Below are 20,708 nucleotides of genomic sequence, written 5' to 3' on the forward strand. Positions count from 1 at the left end.
GTCGGGCGGGGCAGTGGGGGCCGGTCCCGCGCGGCTCGGGGTGTCGGGATGCGGCGGGTGAGCGCCGGGCCGGTCACGGCCCGGGGCGGCGGGACGGCGCCATGGCGAGGTCCCGCGGGAGCCCGGCCGTCTCCGGGACGCGGGGCCGTCTCTCTTCGGTCGTCGGGCGGGGCAGTGGGGGCCGGTCCCGCGTCGCCCCGGGGTGTCGGGATGCGGCGGGTGAGCGCCGGGCCGGTCACGGCCCGGGGCGGCGGGACGGCGCCATGGTGAGGTCCCGCGGGAGCCCGGCCGTCTCCGGGACGCGGGGCCGCCTTCCTCCGGTCGACGGGCGGGGCAGTGGGGGCCGGTCACGCGTCGCCCCGGAGTGTCCGCAGGCGGCGGGTGAGCGCCCAACCGGTCACGGCCCTGGGCAGCCCGCCAGCCCGGGGCAGCCCGTCGCCCTGAGGCTGCCATGCCAGCTCGGGGCTGCCCGTCGGCCCGGGGCTGTCCGCCGGTCCGGTGGCATGTGGGCCCGGCGGTATGCGGGACCGCTGTCCGCCGGTCCGGTGGCATGTGGGCCCGGCGGTATGCGGGACGCGACCGGGGCGGCGGTCCGTCAGTGCTCCAGGGCGCGCTCCAGGGCCTCCAGGAAGCCGTCCGCGGTCGCCCGGTCCCGCACCGCCAGGCGCAGCCAGTCCTCGTCGAGGCCGGGGAAGGTGTCCCCGCGGCGCACGGCGTAGCCGAGGTCGCGCAGGCGTCGGCGCACGACAGCCGCCCGCGGCAGGCGGATCAGGAGGAACGGGCCCTGCGCGGGCCCGGCCACCCGCAGCCCGGCCGGGGCGAAGCGGGCGAGACCCGCCAGCAGGTGCGCGCGGTCCGCAGCGACACGGTGCGCCACCTGCGCAGCCTCGGCCAGCGCTCGGGGCCCCACGCACGCCTCGGCCGCGGCCAGCGCCGGCGTCGACACCGGCCACAGCGGCTGGGCCCGCTCCAGGTCCTCCACGGTCTCCGGCGCAGCCAGCACGTACCCGATGCGCAGCCCCGCCAGCCCCCAGGTCTTGGTCAGGCTGCGCAGCACCACGAGACCGGGCACGTCGGCCCGCCCGGCCAGGGACTCCCGCTCACCGGGCACGGCGTCCATGAACGCCTCGTCCACCACCAGCACCCGCCCGGGCCGCGCGAGGGAGGCGACGGCGTCCGCCGGGTGCAGCACCGACGTCGGGTTCGTGGGGTTGCCGATCACCACCAGGTCCGCGTCCTCGGGGACGGCCGCCGGGTCCAGCCGGAAGCCGTCCTCCTCCCGCAGCAGCACCCGCCCGACCGTGTGCCCCGCGTCCCGCAGCGCCGCCTCCGGCTCCGTGAACTGCGGATGCACCACGACCGGCCGCCGCACCTTCAGCGCCCGGGCGAGCAGCACGAACGCCTCCGCCGCGCCCGCCGTCAGCAGCACCCGCTCCACCGGCAGACCGTGCCGGGCGGCGACCGCAGCGCGGGCGGCCCGCCCGTCCGGGTAGGCCGCGAGCCCGCCCAGCGACGCCGCGATGTGCTCGCGCAGCCACGCCGGCGGCGTGTCCGCGCGGACGTTCACGGCCAGGTCGACCAGCGAGTCGCCGTCGTCCCGGACCTCCGCGTCCCCGTGGTGGCGCAGGTCGTGCCCGGTCTCAGTGCGCATGCGAGTGCGCGCCGTGGTGGTGCCCGTGCCCGTGCCCGTGGTGGTGGTCGTCGTCGTCCGGGTGGAAGTGCGGCTGCTGCGGCATCCCCACCTTGTCCTCGAAGCCCGGCAGCGCGATGCGGTACACGCACGAGTCGCAGTTCATCCGCAGGTCACCCTTGACGGCCTCCTCGTACCGCTCCCACACCAGGTCGAGCAGCTCCGGCTCCGGCCCGATGACGTCGGCCGAGCGCACCTCGACCTCCGGGTGTGCCGCCGCCCAGCCCTCCGTCTGCTGCCGCACCCGGTCCGGCAGGATGCCCGTGAACAGGAAGTAGGGCAGCACCACGATCCGGCGCGCGCCCAGCCGCACGCACCGGTCGAGGCCGCTCGGCACGTCCGGCGCCGCCAGCGACACGAACGCCGTCTCGACCCCCGCGTAGCCGCGCCCCTCCCACAGCAGCCGCGCCGCCTTGTGCACCTCGGCGTTGGCGTCCGGGTCCGTCGACCCGCGCCCCACCAGCAGCACCGTCACGTCCGAGCGGTCCCCGGGCGTGCGCCCGGAGCCGGCGCCCAGCGCCTCCTCCAGCCGCCGCTCCAGCACGCTCAGCAGCGCCGGGTGCGGGCCCAGCGGGCGCCCGTAGGTGTAGGAGATGCCCGGGTGCCGCTCCTTCTCGCGGGCCAGCGCGGCCGGGATGTCGCCCTTGGCGTGCCCGGCCGACACCAGCATCAGCGGCACCGCGGCGAAGCGCCGGACGCCCTGCTCCACGAGCGCGGTCACGGCCTCGCCCAGCGGCGGCGGGGACAGCTCGATGAAGCCGCCCGCGACGGGCAGCTCGGGGTGGCGGGCCCCCAGTTCCCGTACGAAGTCGCGGAACGCCTCGGCTCCGGCGTCGTCCCGGGTGCCGTGGCCGGCGATGAGCAGGGCGGGCGGGGTGGTCACAGTTTCTCCTCGGCGGAAGTGGGGTGGTACAGCAGGGCGTTGAGCGCGGCGGCGGCGACCGCCGAACCGCCCTTCTCGGACACGTTGCTCACGGCGGGCAGCCCGCTCTCGCGCAGCGCGGCCTTCGATTCGACGGCGCCGACGAACCCGACGGGCAGGCCGATGACGAGCGCCGGGTCGGCGTCCAGGGTCAGCAGTTCCTCCAGCGCGGTGGGGGCGTTGCCGATCACCCACAGGGCGCCCGGGCCGACCTGCTCGTAGGCGAGCCTGATGGCGTGCGCGGACCGGGTCAGCCCGGGTCCGGCCTCGGCGTCCCGCAGCCGGCAGACGGTCTCGCGGCGGGTGATGCCGGCCCCGACCATCTCCACGTCCACGACGACGGGCGCCCCGGCGTGCAGAGCGGCGTGCGCCTTCTCCAGGTCGGCCTCGGCCATGACGAGGTCGGTGGCGTAGTCGAGGTCGGCGGCGGAGTGGATGACCCGCTCCACGACCGCCCGGGTCAGCGGCGGGAAGTGCGAGGTGTCCAGCCGGGCACGCAGCCGCCGGTAGGACTCCACCTCGATGGGATGCACGACGCGGTTCACTCGGCGCCCTCCCGCCCGGTCTGCCAGCGGTAGCCGCGCGGCGTGACCATGCGCCCCGCGATGTCCCGGGTCGCCGTGTTGCCCACGGTCACGACCGTCATCATGTCGACCGTCGCCGGGTCGAGGGCCTCCAGCGTGGTGAGCCGGGCGGACTCGTCCGGCCGCGAGGCGTTGCGGACGACACCGACCGGCGTCCCGGGCGCGCGGTGCCCGGCGAGGATCGCCAGGGCCTTCGGCAGCTGCCAGTCCCGGCCGCGGGAGCGCGGGTTGTAGAAGGTGACCACGAGGTCCGCCTCGGCCGCCGCGCGCACCCGGCGCTCGATGACCTCCCACGGCGTGTGGAGGTCGGACAGGCTGATCGACACGTGGTCGTGGCCGAGCGGCGCACCGAGGATCGCGGCCGCCGCGAGGGCCGCCGTCACCCCGGGCACACCGACCACGTCGATGTCGTCGGAGGCCTCGGCGAGCGCGGGGGAGGCCATGGCGTACACGCCCGCGTCGCCGCTGCCGATCAGCGCGACGGCCTGACCCTTGCGGGCCTCCTCGACGGCGGTGCGGGCCCGCTCCTCCTCGGCCCCGAGCCCCGACTCCAGCACCCGGGTGCCGGGCCGCAGCAGGTCCCGGATCTGGTCGACGTACTGGTCGAGCCCGACGAGCACCGCGGCGCGCCGCAGTTCGGCCTTCGCGCGCGGCGTCAGCAGGTCCCGGGCGCCCGGCCCGAGCCCGACCACGGCGAGCCGCCCGCGCCCGGGCCGGCGTACGACGGCGCAGGTCGCCATCGCCGCGGTCCCGTCGGCGCGCCGCGACTTCCGCTTGGGCACGAGCAGTTCACCGCCGCGCAGCAGCGCGGAGGCCTCCGCGACGGAGGGCGTGCCGACCGCGGCCAGGGGCGCGTCGGACGGGTTGGGCACGTCGACCGCGGACAGGTCCTCCGCCGGGTACGTCACCAGCGGCACGCCCAGGTGCCGCGCGGCCTCGACGATGCCGGGCTCCTCGGCCTTGGCGTCGACCGTGGTGAGCTCGGCGAGGCTGCGGGCCGACAGCCCCGCCTCCCGCAGCGCCGTCCCGATCAGCTCCAGCACCTCTTCGGCGGGCACGCCCGAGGACGCACCCACGCCGACGACGAGGGACGGGGGCCGCAGCACGACTTCGCCCGGCACCGGCGGGACGAGCCGGTCGGTCAGCCGGATCGCGTACGCGCCCTCGGCGGCCACCGGCAGCGGCGGCAGCGGCCAGGCCACCTCGGCCCGCAGCGCCACCGGTTCGCCGTCGAGCAGGGCCCGCGAGACCACGGCGACATCGCCCTCCACGGGGAGCCCGAGCGTGTCGAGGCCGGGCAGACCCACCGCGTCGGTCGCGGTGGTCACGACGGGTTCGGCGCCCAGCACCTCACCGACCTCGCGGGCCAGTGCGTTGGCGCCGCCGCCGTGCCCGCCGGCCAGGGACACGGCGAACCGCCCGCCCTCGTCGACGCAGACCACGCCCGGGTCGCTCGCCTTGTCCGCCAGCAGCGGGGCGACGATCCGCACGACCGCGCCGGTCGCCAGGAAGCACACGAGCTGCTCGCACTCCGCGAACGCCCGGCGGACGGCGTCCCCCACGGGCCCTTCGTACACGCGGGTGCGGTCCGGCCACGCCGCGGCCAGCCGGTCCCGCGCCGCCGCCCCCGCCGCGGTGGCGGAAATGAGGCCGATCACTGGGCAACTCCCTCACGATCCAGGGGCTCACGGACGCCCCACAACAGGAAAACCGGATTGGTCGCCGCCAGCCGGGTCACGTCACCCGGCAGCGGCGCGAGCCGGGACGACTGCAACAGCACCCCGTCGCAGGAGAACCCGGAGCTGGTCAGGGCCTCGCGCGCGGCCGGCACCCGGTCGAGCGCGGCCATCGCGACGACCACCGCGCGCCGGGCCCGCCGGGCGCACGCGGCGACGATGCCGGGCAGCTCCCGCCCGCCGCCCCCGACGAACACGGCGTCCGGGTCGTCGGCGAGCTCCGCCAGCGCGGCCGGCGCGGCGCCGTGCACCACGCGCACGTCCACGCCGTGCGCGGCGGCGTTCGCGCGGATGCGCTCCACGCCGTCGGGCGCCTTCTCCACGGCGACGACCGCCGCGCCGAGCCGCGCGCACTCCACGGCCACCGAGCCGGACCCCGCGCCCACGTCCCACACCAGGTCGCCCAGCCGGGGACCGAGCCGGGCCAGGGCCAGCGCCCGCACCTCGAACTTGGTGATCATCGAGTCGCGGTGCGCGAACTCCGCCTCGGCCAGGGCCCAGCCGGCCGGCCGCTCCCCAGGTCCCGCGATCGTCCGCACGGGCCCGAGCGCCCGGCTCTCGTCCAGGCACAGCACCACGTTCACCGCCGTGCCCCAGTCCCGGGCGGCTGCCTCGGCGGGCGTCACCCGCTCCACGCGTTCGTGCCGCGAGCCGAGCCCCGACGCGACGATCAGCACCCGGTCCTCGCCCGCCAGCGCGGCACCCAGCTCGGCCGGGCCGGCGCCGGGGCCGGTCAGCACGGCCGTCTTCGGCCGCGCCCGGCACACCTGGACGGCCGTCCGCAGATCCCGTCCGTGGGCGCTCACCACCACGGCGTCGTCCCACGGCAGCCCGGTCCGCGCGAAGGCGGCGGCGACGGACGACACCCCGGGCCGCACGTCCAGCCGCTCCGGCCCGAACCGCTCGGCCAGCACCCGCGCGATCCCGAAGAACCCGGGGTCCCCGGAGGCCAGCACCAGCACCGGGCGGTCCTTCGCGACGTACTCCCCGATGGTGTCGAGGGCCGGGGCGAGCGGCCCGAGCACGATCCGCTCCACCCCGTCGGGCAGCCGTACGGCGTCCAGATGCCGCCGCCCGCCCACGACCAGCTCGGCACCCGCGAGGACGGCGTCGCCGGGCGCCGTCCCCGTGCCCGTGCCGACCACCGTGATCACGTACTCGCCCCCCGTTCACGCAGCGCCCGGCGCGCCTCGGGGTCGGCCTTGCGGTAGCCGTGGAAGTGCCCCGGGTGGTACAGGTGCGAACGGGTGCCGTGCGCGTCGAGGGCCGGGCCGACCAGGAACAGCGTGTGCTTCCAGAGCTTGTGCTCCTTGACCGTCTCCTCCAGCGTGCCGATCGTGCACTTCACGACCAGCTCCTCCGGCCAGGTCGCCTGGTACGCCACCACGACCGGGGTCGTCGTCGGGTAGCCGCCCTCCAGCAGCTCCCGCACCAGCTGCCCGCTGCGGGCGGCGGACAGGAACACCGCCATGGTCGTGCCGTGCTTGGCGAACTCGCGGACCTCCTCACCGGGCGGCATGGGCGTCTTGCCGCCGCCGAGCCGGGTCAGCACCACGGACTGGGCGACCTCGGGGATCGTCAGCTCGCGCTGCGCCAGCGCCGCCACGGCGGAGAAGGAGGAGACACCGGGCACGATCTCGGTCGCGATGCCCAGCTCGGCACACCGGTCGAGCTGCTCCTGCGTACCGCCCCACAGGGCGGGGTCGCCCGAGTGGATGCGGGCCACCTTCAGGCCCTCGCCGCGGGCCCGCTCGTACACGGCGACGACGTCCTCCAGGGACATGGTCGCCGAGTCGAGGATCTCCGCGTCCTCGCGCGCGTGGTCGAGGACCTCGGCCTGGACCAGGCTGGCCGCCCAGATCACGACGTCGGCCTCGGCGATGGCGCGCGCGGCGCGGAACGTCAGCAGGTCGGCGGCGCCGGGGCCGGCACCGACGAAGGTCACTTTGCCGGCGGGGGCGTCGGCCATGGGGTGGGTCCTCTCGTACAGGGGGTGGGTCGGTGACGAACGGGCGGGCGGCGTCAGAGCTTTCCGCCCCGGCCGCCCTCACGCCGGGCGGGCGCGATGAGCGTCGACAGATAGGGCAGGGGAGCGCCGTCGAGGTCGGCGGCCGGGCGGATCGACTCCTGCGCCAGGCCCAGCGCCGAGCCCCACACCGCGTCCTCGATCCGCCCGGTCTCGCGCAGCGCCTCGGCGACCTCGTGCGCCTGCCGGCCGAACTTGTAGGCGACGACCGTGCCGGGCCCGGCGAGGGCCTCCTTCAGCACGGTCGCCCCCGCGGTGACGGGCACCAGCGTGAGCGGCTCGGTCCCCTCCGTCAGCACGGCACCCGACCGCGCGGCGAGGTCCTGCATGGCGGTGATGCCGGGCACGGTCTCGACGACGGTGCCGGGCACCAGCTCGGCGATGGTCTGCGCGAGGTAGGTGAAGGTCGAGTACACGTTGGGGTCGCCGATGGTCGCGAAGGCCACCGCGGCGTGCTCGCGCAGCAGTTCGGCGACGCGCGCCCCGGCCGCGTCCCAGGCGGCCTCACGCCGGCCCCGGTCGCTCCGCTCGTTCAGCGCGAACACGACCCGGACGACCTTCTCCTCGGGCACGTAGTGCACCACGGTCGCCTCGGCCCGCCCGCGCTCCCCGGTGTCCATCACGGGCACGACGACCACGTCCGCCGCGCGCAGGGCGTTGACGCCCTTGACGGTCACCAGCTCCGGATCACCGGGCCCGACCCCGATCCCGACCAGCCTGCTGCTCATGACGTCCGGCACCTCTCCACGAACCGACGGGCGACACCGGGCTCGGACGCCCAGTGCGTGTGCAGATAGCTCGCGTGCACACCACGCTGTACGAAACCCTCGACCCGCGGCCGGGGGGTGCGGACGCCCCAGGCGGGCTCCGCCCCGGAGCCGGGCTCCACGACGGTGCGGTGGAACTCGTGCCCGCGCATCCGCGTCCCGGCCGCCGCGAGCACACTGTCGCCGACCGCGACGGCGTCCCGGTAGCCCAGCGTGAGCCGCTCGCTCATCCGCGCCCCGGCGTCCAGCACCCCGCACATCGGCAGCCCGTCCAGCTCCCGGCACAGGTACAGCAGCCCGGCGCACTCGGCGGCCACGGGAGCACCGGCGCGCGCCAGCTCGGCGACGGCCTTGCGCAGCGGTTCGTTGGCGGACAGCTCGGCGGCGTACACCTCGGGGAAGCCGCCCCCGATCACCAGCCCGCGCGTCCCCTCGGGCAGTTCCCCGTCCCGCAGCGGATCGAACCGCACCACGTCGGCCCCGGCGGCGGCGAGCAGCTCGGCGTGCTCGGCGTAGGAGAAGGTGAAGGCCTCACCCCCGGCGACGGCGACGACCGGCCGGTCCGGCGCTTGCGGACGAGGCGGCCGGGGCGAGGCAACGGCCTCGGCCGCGTCCCATGGCGCACACGGCAACGCACCCGCACTCCGTGCCAGGCCCGCCAAAGCGTCGAGGTCGCACCCGGCGGCGACCTGCGCGGCCATCGCCGCCACGGCCTCCACCGCCGCGGCCCGCCGCTCGGCGACCGGCACCAGACCCAGATGCCGCGACGGCGTCTCCACCTGCCCCACGCGCCGCAACACGCCCAGCACGGGCACCCCGGCCGAGTCCAGCGCCTCCCGCAGCAGCTCCTCGTGCCGGTCGGAGCCGACCTTGTTCAGGATCACGCCCCCGATCCGCACCTCGGGGTCCCAGGACGCGAACCCGTGCACCAGCGCCGCCACCGACCGCGACTGCGACGACGCGTCGACGACCAGCACCACCGGCGCCCGCAGCACCTTCGCCACCTGCGCGGTGGAGGCCAGCTCCCCCTCCCCGGCCGCCCCGTCGTACAGCCCCATCACGCCCTCCACGACGGCCAGGTCGCAGCCCCGCGCCCCGTGCAGGAACAGCGGCCCGACCAGGCCGGGTCCGCACAGGTACGCGTCGAGGTTCCGCCCCACCCGCCCGGTGGCGAGCGCGTGGTACCCGGGGTCGATGTAGTCCGGCCCGACCTTGTGCGGGGACACGGCGAGCCCCCGCGCGGCGAACGCGGCCATCAGCCCCGTGGCGACGGTGGTCTTGCCGCTGCCCGAGGAGGGCGCGGCGACGACCAGCCGGGGGACGGAGGAACTCACCACTCGATGCCCCTCTGCCCCTTCTGCCCGACGTCCATGGGGTGCTTCACCTTGGACATGTCGGTCACCAGGTCGGCGAAGTCCACGAGCCTCTCGGGCGCGTTCCGCCCGGTGATCACCACATGCTGGGTGCCCGGCCGGTTCCGCAGGACGTCGACGACCTCGTCGGTGTCGACCCAGCCCCAGTGCATCGGGTACGCGAACTCGTCGAGCACGTACAGCCGGTACGTCTCGTTCGCCAGGTCCCGCTTGACCTGCTCCCAGCCCTCCCGGGCCTTCTCCTCGTTGTCCATCTGCGCGTCGCGCTGCACCCAGGACCAGCCCTCGCCCATCTTGTGCCAGTCGACGGACCCGCCCTCCCCGGACGCCCCCAGCACCCGCAGCGCGTTCTCCTCGCCGACCTTCCACTTCGCCGACTTGACGAACTGGAACACCCCGATCGGCCACCCCTGGTTCCAGGCCCGCAGCGCGAGCCCGAACGCGGCGGTGGACTTGCCCTTGCCGACGCCCGTGTGCACCACGACCAGCGGCCGGTTGCGCCGCTGCCGGGTCGTCAGTCCGTCGTCGGGCACCACACTCGGCTGTCCCTGCGGCATTACGCGGCCCTCCTCTGCACGTCCTTCACCAGCCCTGCGATGCTGTCCGCCCGCAGCTCGTCCAGCGTCACGGCCGTACCGCCCAGCTCGCCCGCGAGCTGCCCGGCCAGCCCCAGCCGCACGGGTCCCGACTCGCAGTCCACGACCACGGAGGCGACCCCGTCGGCCGCGAACAGCCGCGCCGCGCGCCCGGCCAGGGCGACCGGCTCGGGGCCGCCGGTGGCCCGCCCGTCCGTCACCACCACGACCAGCGCCCGCCGCGCCGGATCCCGCAGCCGCTCCACCCGCAGCACGTCGTGCGCGCGCAGCAGCCCCGCCGCGAGCGGCGTCCGCCCACCGGTCGGCAGCGACTCCAGCCGGGCCGCCGCCGCGTCCACCGACGAGGTCGGCGGCAGCGCGACGTCCGCGCCGGTGCCCCGGAAGGTCACCAGCCCCACCTTGTCCCGCCGCTGGTAGGCGTCCAGCAGCAGCGACAGCACCGCGCCCTTCACGGCGCTCATCCGCTGCCGGGCCGCCATCGAACCGGAGGCGTCCACGACGAACAGCACGAGGTTGCCCTCGCGGCCCTCGCGGGTGGCCTGCCGCAGATCGTCCCGGCGCACCACCAGGCCCGGCCCGGACCGCCCACGCGCCCGCTGGTGCGGGGCGGCGGCCTGCACGGTCGCCGCCAGGTGCAGCTTGGTGAGCGCGCCGCGCGGGCGCCGCGCCCCGGTGGTGCGCCCGTGCTCGGTCCGCGCCCGCGAGCGCCGCCCGGCCGCGCCCTCGCCGATGCCGGGCACGCTCAGCACCTTGGTGCGGAACGGCTCGGAGGGCCGTGCGGCCGCCTGCTCGCCGCCTCCCGACGGCTGCGGCTGCCCGCCCTCCCCGGCCTCGGGCCGCGCGCCGGTGTCACCGCCCTCGGGGCCCTCGCCGGGGTCCGGCTGCCCGCCGCCCCCGCCGGGCCCGTCCGGCCCCGGGTCCGGGTCGTCGTCCTCGGAGCCGCCGAACTCCTCCAGCGTCTCGTCGAGCTTGTCCTCGTCCAGCCCGGGAGCGTCGAAGGGGTTGCGCCGCCGCCGGTGCGGCAGCGCCAGCAGCGCCGCCTGCCGGACGTCCTCCGCGAGCACGTCCGTCCGCCCGGCCCAGGCCGCCAGCGCGGTCGCGGTGCGGGCCATCACGATGTCGGCGCGCATGCCGTCCACCTCGAAGGCCGCGCAGGTCGCCGCGATCTGCCGCAGCGCCCCGTCACCCAGCCGCACCGACGGCAGCAGCTCCCGCGCCGCCACGATCCGCGCCCGTACGGCGGCCTCCTCCTCGGCCCAGCGGGCCGCGAAGGCGGCCGGGTCGTCGTCGTAGGCCAGCCGCCGGCGCACGACCTCGACCCGCTGGTCCGGCTCCCGGGAGGCCGCGACCTCGACGGTCAGCCCGAACCGGTCCAGCAACTGCGGCCGCAGTTCGCCCTCTTCGGGGTTCATGGTGCCGACGAGCAGGAACCGCGCGGCGTGCCGTACCGAGACGCCCTCGCGCTCGACGTAGGAGGCGCCCATCGCGGCCGCGTCCAGCAGCAGGTCGACCAGGTGGTCGTGGAGGAGGTTGACCTCGTCGACGTAGAGGATCCCGCGGTGCGCGTCGGCGAGCAGGCCCGGCTCGAAGGCCTTCACGCCCTCCGACAGCGCCCGCTCGATGTCCAGCGCGCCCACCAGCCGGTCCTCGGAGGCGCCGACGGGCAGCTCGACCATGCGGGCGGGCCGTTCGGCCCCGGCGCCCGGCTCGTGCGGGCCATCCGGGCAGCCCGGGTCGGGGGCTGCCGGGTCGCAGGAGAAACGGCACCCGGGAACGACGGAGACCGCCGGCAGCAGCGCCGACAGCGCCCGCACCGCCGTCGACTTGGCGGTGCCCTTCTCGCCGCGCACCAGCACACCGCCGACCGCCGGCGAGACGGCGTTCAGCAGCAGCGCGAGCCGCAGGTCGTCCTGGCCGACGACGGCCGTGAACGGAAACGGGGTGGTCACTTGTCGTCGCCCTCCAGGTCGCCTTCGAGCTCCAGGTAGGTGGCGCGCAGCCGCTCCAGCGTCTCGGCGTCCGGCTCCGCCCACAGCCCGCGCTCCGCGGCCTCCAGCAGCCGCTCGGTGATGCCGCGCAGCGCCCACGGGTTGGACTTCTTCATGAAGTCCCGGTTCTCCGGGTCGAAGACGTACTCGGCGCTGAGCTTCTCGTACATCCAGTCGTCCACGACCCCGGCCGTGGCGTCGTACCCGAACAGGTAGTCGACGGTGGCCGCCATCTCGAAGGCGCCCTTGTAGCCGTGCCGCCGCATGGCCGCCATCCAGCGCGGGTTGACCACCCGGGCCCGGAAGACACGGTGCGTCTCCTCGCCCAGGGTGCGCGTCTTCACCTGGTCCGGCGTGGCCGAGTCGCCGACGTACGCCTCGGGGCTCGTGCCCGTCAGATGGCGGACCATGGCGACCATGCCGCCGTGGTACTGGAAGTAGTCGTCGGCGTCGACCAGGTCGTGCTCGCGGGTGTCGACGTTCTTCGCGGCGACCGCGATCCGCCGGAACGCCGTCTCCATGTCCCCGCGCGCGGCCCGCCCGTCGAGCCCCCGCCCGTAGGCGTAACCGCCCCACACCGCGTACACCTCGGCGAGGTCCGCGTCGGAGCGCCAGTTGCGGGCGTCGATCAGCGGCAGCAGACCGGCCCCGTAGGCGCCCGGCTTGGAGCCGAAGATCCGGGCGGTGGCCCGGCGCCGGTCACCGTGCTCGGCGGTGTCCTCGTCGGCGTGCGCCCGGACGTAGTTGGACTCGGCCGGCTCGTCCAGCTCGGCCACCGTGCGCACGGCGTCGTCGATCAGCCCCACCACGTGCGGGAAGGCGTCCCGGAAGAACCCGGAGATGCGGACCGTGACGTCGATGCGCGGCCGGCCGAGCTCCGCGAGCGGAACCACCTCGAACCCGGTCACGCGCCGCGAGGCGTCGTCCCACACCGGCCGGCAGCCCAGCAGCGCCAGGATCTCGGCGATGTCGTCGCCCTGGGTGCGCATCGCCGAGGTGCCCCACACCGTCAGGCCGACGGACTCCGGGTACGCGCCGGTGTCCTGGAGGTAGCGCTGCACCAGCGAGTCCGCGAGCGACTGCCCGACTTCCCAGCTGAGCCGGGACGGGATCGCCTTGGGGTCGACGGAGTAGAAGTTGCGGCCCGTCGGCAGGACGTTGACCAGACCGCGCGTGGGCGAGCCGGAGGGGCCGGCCGGGACGTAACCGCCGTCCAGGGCGCGCAGGATGTGCCCGATCTCGTCGGTGGTCCGCTCCAGCCGGGGCACGACCTCGGTGCAGGCGAACTCCAGCACGGCGACCGCCTCGGGCAGTTCGCCGCCGAGGACCTCCCGCACCAGCGGCGCGCTCTCCTCGACCGCCCAGCCGCGCTCCTCCATGCCCTCCGCGATCCGCCGGCACAGCTGTTCCAGCAGGTCGATCGCGTCGGCGGCGCTGCGAGCCGGGCCGTCCACCAGCTCCGTCAGCTCGACGGGCACCTTCACCGCCGCGCCCGGCTCGGCCAGCAGTTCCTTCTCCACCAGCCCGAAGTGCTGAGCCAGCGACGCCCGCAGGCCCGGCAGCGCGTTGGCCTGCCCGCCCCACACCTGCGAGGCGCGCAGCACGGCCAGCACGAGGTTCACGCGCGGCTCGCCGACCGGCCCGCCGCCCAGGATGTGCAGGCCGTCGCGGATCTGCACGTCCTTGATCTCGCACAGATAGCCGTCGATGTGCATGACGAACTCGTCGAACGCCTCGTCGTCCGGCTGCTCGTCGACGTGCAGGTCGTGGTGGAGCTCGGCCGCCTTCACCAGCGTCCAGATCTGCGCCCGCACGGCCGGGGCCTTGGCCGGGTCCAGGTCGGAGACGAGCGCGTACTCGTCGAGGAGCTGCTCCAGCTTGGCCAGGTCGCCGTAGGTGTCGGCGCGCGCCATCGGCGGCACCAGGTGGTCGACGACCGTGGCGTGGCCGCGGCGCTTGGCCTGGGTGCCCTCGCCCGGGTCGTTGACGATGAACGGGTAGATCAGCGGCAGGTCGCCGAGGACCGCGTCCGGGGCGCAGCCGCCGCTGAGCCCGAGGCCCTTGCCCGGCAGCCACTCCATGGTGCCGTGCTTGCCCATGTGGACGATGGCGTCGGCGCCGAAGCCCCCCTCCGATGTCGCAGCCTCCAGCCAGCGGTAGGCCGCCATGTAGTGGTGCGACGGCGGCATGTCCGGGTCGTGGTAGATCGCGATCGGGTTCTCGCCGAAGCCGCGCGGCGGCTGGATCATCACCACGACGTTCCCGAACTGCAGGGACGCCAGCACGATGTCGTCCCCGTCGACGTAGAGGCTGCCCGGCGGCTCACCCCACGCCTCGGTCATGGCGTCCTTGAGCTCCGGGTCGAGCTTGTCGAACCAGGCCCGGTAGTCCGCCAGCGGCACCCGCGCGGGCGCGGCGGCCAGTTGCTCCTCGGTCAGCCACTCCACGTCGTGCCCGCCGGCGCTGATGAGCCGGTGGATCAGCTCGTCGCCCTCGTCCGGGTGGCCCTCGACGGCGTACCCGGCGTCCCGCAGCGCGTCCAGCACCCGCACCGCCGAGGCCGGGGTGTCCAGCCCGACCGCGTTGCCGACCCGCGAGTGCTTGGTCGGATAGGCGGTGAAGACCAGCGCGAGCTTCTTCTCCGCGTTGTCCTTGTGCTTCAGCCGGGCGTGCCGCACGGCGACACCGGCGACGCGCGCGGCCCGCTCCGGGTCGGCCACGTACACGGGCACGTCGTCCGGGCCCTGCTCCTTGAAGGAGAACGGCACGGTGATCAGCCGCCCGTCGAACTCCGGGATCGCCACCTGCATCGCGGCGTCCATGGGGGAGAGGGCGGCGTCCGACTCCTGCCAGGCCTGCCGCGAGGAGGTCAGGCACAGGCCCTGCAGCACGGGCACGTTCATCTCGGCCAGCGCGCCGATGTCCCAGGCCTCCTCGTCCCCGCCCGCCGAGGCCTGCGAGGCGTGCGTGCCGCCGGCCGCCAGGACGGTGGCGACCAGGGCGTCCGCCCGGCCCAGGATCTCGTACAGCCCCTCGTCGGCGCCGCGCAGCGAACCGCAGTACACGGGCAGGGCGTTGGCGCCGTGCGCCTCGATCGCGTCGCACAGGGTGTCCACGAAGGCGGTGTTGCCGCTCAGTTCGTGGGCCCGGTAGAAGAGCACGCCGACGGTGGGGCGGCCGGCGTGGTGCGCCCGCTCGCCGTGGACGCCGTACTCGGGCATCTTGCGCGGCGCGGCGAAGCCCTCACCGGTGAGCAGCACGGTGTCGGACAGGAACCGGGCCAGCTCGGTGAGGTTCTCCGGCCCGCCCTCCACGAGGTACTTCAGCGCCTCGGCGACGACCCCGGCGGGCACGGACGACTCGGCCATCAGCTCCGCGTCGGGCACCGCCTCGCCGCCCAGCAGCACGGTGGGGATCCCGGCGGCCCTCAGCGCGGCGAGCCCGTCCTCCCAGGCCCGCTTCCCGCCGAGCAGCCGCACGACGGCGAGGTCGGCACCGTCCAGCAGCGCCGGCAGCTCCTCGCGCACGTCCACGCGGGTCGGATTGCCGATCCGGTAGTCGGCACCGGAGGCGGCCCGGGCCGCCAGCAGGTCCGTGTCGGCGGTCGACAACAACAACACTGTGCTCATGCGGGTGCTCCCGGTGGAATGAAGGGCAGTCCTTGCGGCGCGCCGGACTCGATGAGCCGCCACAGCGCGTCCGTGTCCGCGTGCTGTTCGATCAGGTCGCCGAGCCGGTCGAGCTGCTCCTCGCGCAGCGCGGCGAACGAGGTGTCCGGAGCCGGCACGAAACGGCGGCCCGCGGCGGCCGCCACCTCGCGCAGGAACGCCCGCCGGAAGCCGTCCGACTCCAGCGAGCCGTGCCAGTGCGTGCCCCAGGTCTGGCCGACCCGGCAGCCGTCGAGGAAGGGTTCGCCGCCGGTGACGTCGGCGACCCCGTGGTGGATCTCGTAGCCCTCCACCCGCTCGCCGAGGGCCTCGCCCTCCGGCCGGGTGAGGGTCTTCTCGCGGGCGAACCGCACCCGCACGGGCAGGATCCCGAGCCCGTCGACCCGGCCCCGGCGGCTCTCGACGTCGTCCTCGATGTGCTCGCCGAGGATCTGGAAGCCGCCGCAGACCCCGAGCACGGGCCGCTGTTCGGCGGCCCTGCGGGCCAGGGCGTCGGCGAGCCCCCGCTCGTGCAGCCAGTCCAGCGCCCGGACCGTCCCCCGGGTGCCGGGCACGACGGCGAGGTCGGCGTCGGCCAGCTCCTCGGGCCGGTCCACGAACCGCACCACGACGCCCGGTTCGGCGGCCAGCGCGTCGACGTCCGTGAAGTTGGACATGAGGGGGACCGCGCACACGGCGACGCGCAGCACGTCCTGACCGACGGGCGGCGCGACGACGGACTCGCGCACCGCACCCCGCAGGGACACGCGCAGTCCGTCCTCCTCGTCGATCCCCAGCCCGTGCCGGAACGGCAGCACGCCGTACGTCTTCCGGCCCGTCAGCCCGTGCAGCATGTCCAGGCCCGGTTCCAGCAGGGAGACGTCCCCACGGAACTTGTTGACCAGGAACCCGGCGACGCACGCCTGGTCCTCGGGGGACAGCAGCGCCACCGTCCCGAAGAACGAGGCGAACACCCCGCCCCGGTCGATGTCGCCGACGACGAGCACCGGCAACCCGGCGTTGCGGGCGATGCCCATGTTGACGATGTCGGTCCGCCGCAGGTTGATCTCGGCGGGAGAACCGGCCCCCTCACAGATCACCGCGTCATACGTGCCCCGCAACTGCTCCAGGCAGTCCAGCACCGTCCCGAGCAGCTTCTGCTGCCGCCCGCCGTGGTAGCCGCGCGCGCTCAGCTCACCCACCGGCTTGCCCAGCAGCACGACCTGACTGCTCTGCTCGCCCCCGGGCTTGAGCAGCACGGGGTTCATCAGCGCGGTCGGCTCGACCCGGCAGGCCTGGGCCTGCATGGCCTGCGCCCGCCCGATCTCGGCGCCCTCCCGCGTCACGAAGGAGTTCAGGGACATGTTCTGCGCCTTGAAGGGCGCGACCTTGACGCCCTGGCGCACCAGCCACCGGCAGATCCCGGCCGTCACGACGCTCTTGCCCGCGTCGGAGGTGGTCCCGGCGACGAGAAGCCCACCGCTCATGCTCACTTCCCCCTCTTCAGCAACCGCGCTCCGGCGCACACGCCGAGCGCCAGCCAGGTGACGCGGCGCGAGAGCCGCACGGCCCGTTGGACGTCGCGCCGGGCGACGGCACGCCCCCCGGAGTTCAGCACGGGCCGGTGCTCCACCCGCCCGCCGTAGGAGAGCGTCCCGCCCAGGCGCACGCCGAGCGCCCCCGCGAACGCGGCCTCCACGGGCCCGGCGTTGGGACTCGGATGCCGCGCCGCGTCCGCCCGCCAGGCGCGCACGGCTCCGCGCGGGTCCGGTCCGGCCGGCACCGCGAGGACGGCGGTCAGCCGCGCCCCCGGCCACCCCGCGAGGTCGTCGAGACGCGCGGAGGCCCACCCGTAGCGCCGGTAGCGGGCGGACTTGTGCCCGACCATGGCGTCGAGGGTGTTGACGGCGCGGAACCCGAGCAGCCCCGGCACCCCGGCGACGGCCCCCCACACCAGCGCCCCCACGACCGCGTCGGAGGTGTTCTCGGCGACGGACTCGACCACGGCCCGGGCGATGCCGTCGGCGTCCAGGGCCTGCGGGTCGCGTCCGCACAGATGCGGCAACCGCGCCCGGGCCGCCTCGATGTCGCCCGCCTCCAGGGCACGCCCGACGGCCTCGGCCTCCCGGGCGAGCGAAGTGCCCCCGACGACCGCCCAGGTGGCGGCTCCGGTCAGGGCGACGGAGGCGACGGCGGAGCTTCGCACCGCACGCTCGGCGGCGGCTCCGAGGGCGACGGCTCCCGACACGCAGACGAGGGTGTGCAGCGCGCCCCACCCGCGGTGGTCCCGCCACAGCACCCGTTCCACGGCAGCCGCGGCCCGCCCGAACGCGGCGACCGGATGCCCCCGGCGGGGATCGCCGAGCAGCAGGTCACCGATCAGGCCGGCGGCGGCACCGTACGCGAAGACGCGACCGGCACCCATGGGGTCAGCCGCCCAACGGGGCAGGCAGGGGTGGGGTGCTGAACCTCGATCGGCAGCCGCGCATGGCGATACGTGTCCTCACTCAGGGTGTCCGCGCCCTGGTTCGACGTGACCGGCGGTGAGAGTTCCTGGCTCCCGGGGGATGGCTACCCCGGTGACAGTGGCGGGACCGCGCCGGACTCACACCGGCTTCCTCTCCTGCCGCCGTACTGGCCCCGGAAGTCCACCACGGCCGCGAACCGCCGTCAACTTGCCCTTGACCTGCGAGGGGAGAGTGTGGAGAACCCCACACCGGCCCCCTGGCGCACACGACGACCGGGCGGCACGGGACCGAGGTCCCGTGCCGCCCGGCGGACACGATGTGCGGTCGGGCCGTCAGGCCACGATCAGGTAGATGCCGTACCCGACGGCCGCGGCGCACGCCGCGAAGCACGCGTAGGCGCCCGTGACGGCGAGGCCCGCGGACCCGCCCTGGGCCACCGCGCGCTCGCGGCGCGACAGGCCGGTGATGCCGAGGGTGAACAGACCCACGAGGGCCACGGTGACCACGAGGCTCACCCCGAAGACGGAGCCGAGGGCCGCCCAGTCGATCTTCATCTCTGCTTCTTCCTTGTCGAGCGGTGGGCGGGGTCAGACCGTGGTGGTCGTGGAATGCGTCCGCTCGGCGGTCGCCTGGGCCGGGAACGGCGGTACGTCGCCCGCCGGCGGGGGCGTCACCGCGGCCATCGCCGTGGTCACCACGCCGGCCGGCTCCGCGTCGCCGGTGTCGTTGACGTTGGTGTGGTCGACGACCTCGCGGCGGGAGAGCTTCCAGATCGCCGCCGAGGAGGCGACGAGGAAGACGGCCACCACGGCGGTGCCCCAGCTCCCGAAGCCGGTGACGTACTCGGCGAGCGCGCCCACCAGGGCGGCCGCCGGCAGGGTCAGGCCCCAGGCGACGAACATCCGCGTCGCCGTGGACCAGCGCACGACACCGCCCTTGCGGCCGAGGCCCGCGCCCATCACGGCGCCGGAGACGGAGTGGGTTGTGGAGAGGGAGAAGCCGAGGTGCGAGGAGGCCAGGATGACCGTGGCCGCGCTGGTCTGGGCGGCGAAGCCCTGCTGCGGCTGGAGGTCGGTCAGGCCCTTGCCCATGGTGCGGATGATGCGCCAGCCGCCCAGGTAGGTGCCGAGCGCGATCGCGACGCCCGCGGAGAGGATGACCCACATGGGCGGGTCGGAGTCGGGGGCGACGGCGCCGCCGGCGACCAGGGCCAGGGTGATGACACCCATCGTCTTCTGCGCGTCGTTGGTGCCGTGTGCCAGGGAGACCAGGCCCGCCGAGGCGATCTGACCGGCCCGGTAGCCCTTCTCGGACGCCTTGCCGTCGGCCTTGCGGCCCAAGGAGTAGGTCAGGCGCGTGGCCAGCATCGCCGCGAGGCCCGCGACCAGCGGGGCGGCGATCGCCGGGATCAGCACCTTGGTCACCAGCACGTCGCCGTGCACCGCGCCGACGCCCGCCGAGGCGATCGTGGCGCCGATCAGGCCGCCCATCAGGGCGTGCGAGGAGCTGGACGGCAGGCCGACCAGCCACGTCAGCAGGTTCCACAGGATCGCGCCGACCAGGGCGGCGAAGATGACTTCGGGACGGATGCCGGCCTCGTCGACGAGGCCCTTGGAGATCGTGTTGGCGACTTCGACGGACAGGAAGGCGCCGACCAGGTTCAGGACCGCGGACATGGCGACCGCGACCTTCGGTCGCATGGCGCCCGTGGAAATGGTCGTGGCCATCGCGTTCGCGGTGTCGTGGAAACCGTTCGTGAAATCGAACGCGAGTGCGGTTACCACCACAATCGCGAGGATCAGCGAGAAGCTTTCCATTTACCCAGGCAATCGTTCGAGGTCATTGGCTGGACGAACGTAAGTAACCCGAGTGAACGGAAGATGAACTGGGAGGGGCGCATGGGTGTCCACAACGGGGGTTCGACGTTCCGCCCTGCCGTCAGGCTCCCCGCACCCCCGCGACCTAGGCTCCCGGCGCGCCCCTCTTCAGCCGATCGAGTGACCCGCCGAGGACGCTCCGTCACCGCCGCGCGGCACCGGAGCCGCCCGTCCGCACCGCAGCCGCATCGCATACGACCCGTACGCCGGTGCGCCGGACCGCCGCCTGGCAGGATCGCGGCATGGCTGAGCAGCGAGACGGCGAACGCGACACGCGGGGCGTCCGGGGCGGCGGACCGCAGGCGGGACAGGAGCGGCGCGGGAGCGCCCGCCCCGAGGAGGCACGTGCCTGGGAGGACCTCGTCGCGACCGCCCGCCGCACGGTCGCCGAGGGGCTCGTCGTCGGCACGTCCGGCAACGTCTCGGTTCGGGTCGGGGACACCGTCCTCGTCACGCCCTCCGGCGTCCCCTACGACCGCCTCACGCCCGGCGACGTGACCGGCGTCGGCCTCGACGGCCGACAGGTCCTCGGCACGCTCGTCCCCACCAGCGAGCTGCCCATGCACCTCGCCGTGTACCGCACGACCGACGCCCGTGCCGTCGTGCACACCCACGCCGTGCACGCCACGGCCGTGTCCACGCTCGTGACCGAGCTGCCGCTGATCCACTACATGGCCGCCGCGCTCGGCGGACCGGTCCGGGTCGCGCCCTACGCCACGTACGGCACCGACGAGTTGGCCGAGAACATGCTGCGCGCCCTCGCCGGCCGCTCCGGCTGCCTGCTGCAGAACCACGGCACCGTCACCCACGGCGCCACCCTCGACCAGGCCTACGACCGCACGGCGCAGCTGGAGTGGATGTGCCGCCTGTGGCTCACCGCCGCGTCGGTGCCGGGCCGCACCCCGAGCCTGCTGTCCGGGCAGCAGCTCGCGCAGGTGCAGGAGCGGCTGCGCGGCTACGGCCAGCGCCGCTGACCCCGCGCGGAGTCACCCCGCCGCCGCGCTCCACTGGTCGCCCGGGGACCGCGCCGGGAC

Annotated in this window: 16 protein-coding genes and 1 riboswitch; of the genes, 1 reads left to right on the top strand and 15 read right to left on the bottom strand. The window is 75.2% G+C overall.

What is annotated here, in order from left to right; translation table 11 throughout:
• Positions 1 to 595: 595 nt before the first annotated feature.
• From cobC to ACPXCS_RS29445, 15 genes are all read right to left on the bottom strand, one after another.
• Positions 596 to 1,651 (bottom strand): Rv2231c family pyridoxal phosphate-dependent protein CobC, encoded by a 1,056-nt coding sequence (gene cobC, locus ACPXCS_RS29375; RefSeq protein WP_425945693.1) that lies wholly within the window; start codon positions 1,649 to 1,651, stop codon positions 596 to 598.
• A complete protein-coding gene (locus ACPXCS_RS29380) occupies positions 1,641 to 2,573 on the bottom strand; it encodes a sirohydrochlorin chelatase (protein WP_425945694.1) in 933 nt (310 codons plus the stop codon). The genes cobC and ACPXCS_RS29380 overlap by 11 nt, the downstream gene beginning before the upstream one ends.
• Positions 2,570 to 3,157, bottom strand: a complete 588-nt coding sequence (locus ACPXCS_RS29385) for a precorrin-8X methylmutase (RefSeq protein ID WP_037756942.1) — start codon at positions 3,155 to 3,157, stop codon at positions 2,570 to 2,572. The genes ACPXCS_RS29380 and ACPXCS_RS29385 overlap by 4 nt, the downstream gene beginning before the upstream one ends.
• Positions 3,154 to 4,854, bottom strand: a complete 1,701-nt coding sequence (gene cobJ, locus ACPXCS_RS29390) for a precorrin-3B C(17)-methyltransferase (protein WP_425945695.1) — start codon at positions 4,852 to 4,854, stop codon at positions 3,154 to 3,156. The genes ACPXCS_RS29385 and cobJ overlap by 4 nt, the downstream gene beginning before the upstream one ends.
• Positions 4,851 to 6,086 carry a precorrin-6y C5,15-methyltransferase (decarboxylating) subunit CbiE gene (gene cbiE / locus ACPXCS_RS29395; RefSeq protein WP_425945696.1) on the bottom strand — a complete coding sequence of 412 codons (1,236 nt, stop codon included), beginning with the start codon at positions 6,084 to 6,086 and terminating at the stop codon, positions 4,851 to 4,853. Before cbiE ends, cobJ begins: the two co-directional genes overlap by 4 nt.
• Complete coding sequence (gene cobM, locus ACPXCS_RS29400) at positions 6,083 to 6,901, bottom strand: precorrin-4 C(11)-methyltransferase (protein WP_425945697.1); 819 nt, start codon at positions 6,899 to 6,901, stop codon at positions 6,083 to 6,085. The genes cbiE and cobM overlap by 4 nt, the downstream gene beginning before the upstream one ends.
• A gap of 53 nt (positions 6,902 to 6,954) precedes the next feature.
• Positions 6,955 to 7,686, bottom strand: coding sequence for a precorrin-2 C(20)-methyltransferase (gene cobI, locus ACPXCS_RS29405; RefSeq protein ID WP_425945698.1), 732 nt, complete (start codon positions 7,684 to 7,686; stop codon positions 6,955 to 6,957).
• A complete protein-coding gene (locus tag ACPXCS_RS29410) occupies positions 7,683 to 9,059 on the bottom strand; it encodes a cobyrinate a,c-diamide synthase (protein WP_425945699.1) in 1,377 nt (458 codons plus the stop codon). The genes cobI and ACPXCS_RS29410 overlap by 4 nt, the downstream gene beginning before the upstream one ends.
• The gene (gene cobO, locus ACPXCS_RS29415) at positions 9,056 to 9,655 is read right to left on the bottom strand and encodes a cob(I)yrinic acid a,c-diamide adenosyltransferase (RefSeq protein WP_425945700.1); all 600 of its coding nucleotides are present in this window, start codon (positions 9,653 to 9,655) and stop codon (positions 9,056 to 9,058) included. The genes ACPXCS_RS29410 and cobO overlap by 4 nt, the downstream gene beginning before the upstream one ends.
• Complete coding sequence (locus ACPXCS_RS29420) at positions 9,655 to 11,643, bottom strand: putative cobaltochelatase (RefSeq protein WP_425945701.1); 1,989 nt, start codon at positions 11,641 to 11,643, stop codon at positions 9,655 to 9,657. Before ACPXCS_RS29420 ends, cobO begins: the two co-directional genes overlap by 1 nt.
• Positions 11,640 to 15,311, bottom strand: coding sequence for a cobaltochelatase subunit CobN (cobN, locus tag ACPXCS_RS29425; protein WP_425945702.1), 3,672 nt, complete (start codon positions 15,309 to 15,311; stop codon positions 11,640 to 11,642). Before cobN ends, ACPXCS_RS29420 begins: the two co-directional genes overlap by 4 nt.
• Complete coding sequence (locus ACPXCS_RS29430) at positions 15,308 to 16,816, bottom strand: cobyric acid synthase (protein WP_425945703.1); 1,509 nt, start codon at positions 16,814 to 16,816, stop codon at positions 15,308 to 15,310. The genes cobN and ACPXCS_RS29430 overlap by 4 nt, the downstream gene beginning before the upstream one ends.
• A 2-nt stretch (positions 16,817 to 16,818) precedes the next feature.
• Positions 16,819 to 17,754 carry a cobalamin biosynthesis protein gene (locus tag ACPXCS_RS29435; RefSeq protein WP_425945704.1) on the bottom strand — a complete coding sequence of 312 codons (936 nt, stop codon included), beginning with the start codon at positions 17,752 to 17,754 and terminating at the stop codon, positions 16,819 to 16,821.
• Positions 17,755 to 17,854: 100 nt separating this feature from the next.
• A riboswitch (cobalamin riboswitch) is annotated at positions 17,855 to 18,013 on the bottom strand.
• A 116-nt stretch (positions 18,014 to 18,129) separates the two neighbouring features.
• Entirely contained in the window at positions 18,130 to 18,351 is a 222-nt protein-coding gene (locus ACPXCS_RS29440; RefSeq protein ID WP_059422310.1) for a hypothetical protein, read from the bottom strand.
• Between the two features lie 33 nt (positions 18,352 to 18,384).
• Positions 18,385 to 19,614, bottom strand: a complete 1,230-nt coding sequence (locus ACPXCS_RS29445) for an anion permease (RefSeq protein WP_425945705.1) — start codon at positions 19,612 to 19,614, stop codon at positions 18,385 to 18,387.
• 302 nt (positions 19,615 to 19,916) lie between these two features.
• Here ACPXCS_RS29445 and ACPXCS_RS29450 point away from each other — a divergent pair, with 302 nt between their 5' ends.
• Complete coding sequence (locus tag ACPXCS_RS29450; protein WP_425945706.1) at positions 19,917 to 20,648, top strand: class II aldolase/adducin family protein; 732 nt, start codon at positions 19,917 to 19,919, stop codon at positions 20,646 to 20,648.
• Positions 20,649 to 20,708 lie beyond the last annotated feature (60 nt).

The sequence above is a fragment of the Streptomyces sp. DT190 genome (genome assembly GCF_049846985.1).
Classification (GTDB): domain Bacteria; phylum Actinomycetota; class Actinomycetes; order Streptomycetales; family Streptomycetaceae; genus Streptomyces.

Excerpts from the sequence above, each read along its gene's own strand:
- cobC (WP_425945693.1), bottom strand. The coding sequence starts at position 1,651 with ATGCGCACTGAGACCGGGCACGACCTGCGCCACCACGGGGACGCGGAG.
- cobM (WP_425945697.1), bottom strand. The coding sequence starts at position 6,901 with ATGGCCGACGCCCCCGCCGGCAAAGTGACCTTCGTCGGTGCCGGCCCC.
- cobI (WP_425945698.1), bottom strand. The coding sequence starts at position 7,686 with ATGAGCAGCAGGCTGGTCGGGATCGGGGTCGGGCCCGGTGATCCGGAG.
- cobO (WP_425945700.1), bottom strand. The coding sequence starts at position 9,655 with ATGCCGCAGGGACAGCCGAGTGTGGTGCCCGACGACGGACTGACGACC.
- cobN (WP_425945702.1), bottom strand. The coding sequence starts at position 15,311 with ATGAGCACAGTGTTGTTGTTGTCGACCGCCGACACGGACCTGCTGGCG.
- ACPXCS_RS29430 (WP_425945703.1), bottom strand. The coding sequence starts at position 16,816 with ATGAGCGGTGGGCTTCTCGTCGCCGGGACCACCTCCGACGCGGGCAAG.
- ACPXCS_RS29435 (WP_425945704.1), bottom strand. The coding sequence starts at position 17,754 with ATGGGTGCCGGTCGCGTCTTCGCGTACGGTGCCGCCGCCGGCCTGATC.
- ACPXCS_RS29440 (WP_059422310.1), bottom strand. The coding sequence starts at position 18,351 with ATGAAGATCGACTGGGCGGCCCTCGGCTCCGTCTTCGGGGTGAGCCTC.
- ACPXCS_RS29445 (WP_425945705.1), bottom strand. The coding sequence starts at position 19,614 with ATGGAAAGCTTCTCGCTGATCCTCGCGATTGTGGTGGTAACCGCACTC.
- ACPXCS_RS29450 (WP_425945706.1), top strand. The coding sequence starts at position 19,917 with ATGGCTGAGCAGCGAGACGGCGAACGCGACACGCGGGGCGTCCGGGGC.